Source organism: Nocardiopsis lucentensis DSM 44048 (assembly GCF_000341125.1).
GTDB classification, from domain to species: Bacteria; Actinomycetota; Actinomycetes; order Streptosporangiales; family Streptosporangiaceae; genus Nocardiopsis; species Nocardiopsis lucentensis.
Window position 1 is genome coordinate 1 of the sequence record NZ_ANBC01000215.1, and the last position, 2,961, is coordinate 2,961.

The window sequence follows — 2,961 nt, forward strand, 5'->3', positions numbered from 1 at the left end:
AGACCGGCCCGAAGACCGACGGCGAACGCGGCGGGGAGGCACAGTGAGCCAGGAACTCAACGTCACGGAGGCGGTGCACGAGTCGCCGTACCGTCCTCGGGGATGGGCCAGGTGGCGCTTCCTCACCCTGACCTGCGCGGTGTTCGTGGCCCTGTCGGGGCTGCGGGTCATCACGGGCCAGGACATGCTCACCGACGCGGGCACCATCAACACCACGCTCGCCTTCGCGGTGCCCATCGGCCTGGCCGGTCTGGGCGGTCTGTGGGCGGAGCGCTCCGGCATCATCAACATCGGCCTCGAAGGCATGATGATCCTGGGCACGTGGTTCGGGGCCTACTTCGCGTGGTCCTTCGACAACCCCTGGATCGGCCTGATGGCGGGCGTGCTCGGCGGCATGCTGGGCGGCCTGCTGCACGCGGTGGCCACGGTGACCTTCGCGGTCGACCACATCGTCTCCGGTGTGGCGATCAACATCCTCGCGCTCGGCGCGATGCGGTACATGTCGATCCTGCTCTACTCGGACGTGCCCGGCGCGGGCGCGGCGCAGTCCCCGACGACGCCGTCGTTCCCGACCCTGAACCTGCCGTGGCTGCCGGGCGTGCTGGAGCCCGTCGCCGACAGCGGGATCTTCCTGGTCGGCGACCTGGCGTCGCTGGTGATCGGACTGACCACGCGGATGTCGGCGCTGACCCTCATCGCGCTGCTCATGATCCCGGTGACCTACCTGCTGCTGTGGAAGACCAGGTTCGGGCTGCGGCTGCGGTCGGTCGGTGAGAACCCCGACGCCGCCGAGTCCCTGGGCGTGCCCGTGTACAGCTTCAAGTACATCGCCGTGGTCATCTCCGGCGGCCTGGCGGGCATGGGCGGCGTGTTCCTCGCGATCGTCGCGTCCAACATCTACCAGGAGGGTCAGACCGGCGGCCGCGGGTACATCGGTCTGGCCGCGATGATCTTCGGCAACTGGCGGCCCGGCGGCCTGGCCATGGGCGCCGGCCTGTTCGGCTACACCGACGCCCTCCAGGTGCGCGGCGGCGGCGAGGCGATCCACGCCCTGCTGCTGCTCCTGGCGGTGGCGCTGCTCGCGGTCGCGATCTGGCAGGTCCGCTCCGACCGCAAGGGCCTGGCCGTCGCCGGTGCGCTGGCCGGTCTCCTGCTGCTGGTCTGGTACTTCACCACCGACTCCCTGCCCCGGGAGCTGGCCACCTACAGCCCGCACATCGCGACCCTGCTGGTGCTGTCGCTGGCCTCGCAGAGCCTGCGGCCACCCGCGGGCATCGGTAAGCAGTGGAGGGCGAGCCGGTCATGACGGACACAGCCCCGGATCCCGGGACCGTGGACTGGGCGGCGCTGCGCGCGGTCGCCCGGCAGGCCATGGGGAACGCCTACGCACCCTACTCGCGGTACCCGGTGGGCGCCGCGGCCCTGGTCGACGACGGTCGGATCGTCAGCGGCTGCAACGTGGAGAACGCCTCCTACGGGCTCGCCCTGTGCGCGGAGTGCGGTCTGGTCAGCGCCCTGCACGCCTCCGGCGGCGGGCGGCTGACCGCGTTCAGCTGCGTGGACGGCGAGGGGGAGACCCTCATGCCGTGCGGGCGCTGCCGACAGCTGCTGTACGAACACGGCGGGCCGCACCTGCTGGTCGACACCCCCGAGGGGGTCCTGACCATGGACCAGGTGCTTCCGCAGGCCTTCGGGCCGCACAACCTCACGCAGTGACCGGGACGTCTCCCCGGCGCCGGAGATCCGGTGCCGGGGAGACGCCTTTTCAGCCACGGTTCCGCGAAGAAGGGGAACAGGACATGGACGTCATCGAGATCATCAGGGCCAAGCGCGACGGCGCGGAGCTCACTCCCGAACAGATCGACTGGGTGATCGACGCCTACACCAGGGGCGAGGTCGCCGAGGAGCAGATGTCCGCGCTGGCCATGGCGGTCTTCCTGCGCGGGATGAACCGGGGCGAGGTGAGCCGCTGGACCGAGGCGATGCTCGCGTCCGGTGACCGGCTGGACTTCTCCGACCTGGAGCGGCCCACCACGGACAAGCACTCGACCGGCGGCGTGGGCGACAAGATCACCCTGCCGCTCACGCCCACCGTGGCGGCCTGCGGCGCGGCCGTGCCGCAGCTGTCCGGACGGGGGCTCGGGCACACGGGCGGCACCCTGGACAAGCTGGGGTCGATCCCCGGGTGGCGGGCCTCGCTCAGCACGGACGAGATGCGCGCGGTGCTCTCCGGCACCGGCGGTGTCATCTGCGCGGCCGGGACCGGGCTCGCGCCCGCCGACCGCAAGCTGTACGCGCTGCGCGACGTGACCGGGACGGTCGAGTCGATCCCCATGATCTCCGCGTCGATCATGAGCAAGAAGCTCGCCGAGGGCACCGGGTCGCTCGTCCTGGACGTCAAGGTGGGTTCCGGCGCGTTCATGAAGGACGTCGACTCCGCCCGGGAGCTGGCGCGCACGATGGTGGACATCGGCAACGACCACGGGGTGCGCACGGTCGCGCTGCTCACCGACATGTCCACGCCGCTCGGCCGCCGGGTCGGCAACGCGCTGGAGGTGGCCGAGGCGGTCGAGGTGCTCTCCGGGGGCGGCCCCGCCGACGTGGTGGAGCTGACCGTGGCGCTGGCCCGGGAGATGCTGGCCGCCGCCGGGCTCACGCCCGGCCGGGACGGGGTCAAGGACCCGGCCGAGGCGCTCAGGGACGGCAGCGCGCTGGCGTCGTGGAAGGAGATCGTCCGGGCGCAGGGCGGCGACCCGGACGCGCCGCTGCCGGAGGCCGCCGAGACCCGCGTGGTGCTGGCGCCCGTGTCGGGGACCCTCACCCGGCTGGACGCCTACCAGGTGGGGCTGGCCGCGTGGCGGCTCGGCGCCGGGCGAGAGCGCAAGGAGGACGCGGTGTCCTTCGGCGCGGGGGTGACCCTGCACGCCAAGCCGGGGGAGACGGTCGCGGCGGGGGGGCCGC

3 protein-coding genes are annotated in these 2,961 nt (G+C 72.3%); all 3 read left to right on the top strand.

Features of this window, described 5'->3' with window-relative positions; genetic code table 11:
- Positions 1-43 precede the first annotated feature (43 nt).
- Positions 44-1,306: an ABC transporter permease gene (locus D471_RS0107185; RefSeq protein WP_017597985.1), complete on the top strand. Its 1,263-nt coding sequence runs from the start codon at positions 44-46 to the stop codon at positions 1,304-1,306.
- Positions 1,285-1,716 (top strand): cytidine deaminase, encoded by a 432-nt coding sequence (locus tag D471_RS0107190; RefSeq protein WP_017597986.1) that lies wholly within the window; start codon positions 1,285-1,287, stop codon positions 1,714-1,716. The genes D471_RS0107185 and D471_RS0107190 overlap by 22 nt, the downstream gene beginning before the upstream one ends.
- Before the next feature lie 83 nt (positions 1,717-1,799).
- Positions 1,800-2,961: thymidine phosphorylase (locus D471_RS0107195; protein ID WP_017597987.1), on the top strand; the 1,162-nt coding region annotated here is incomplete at its 3' end.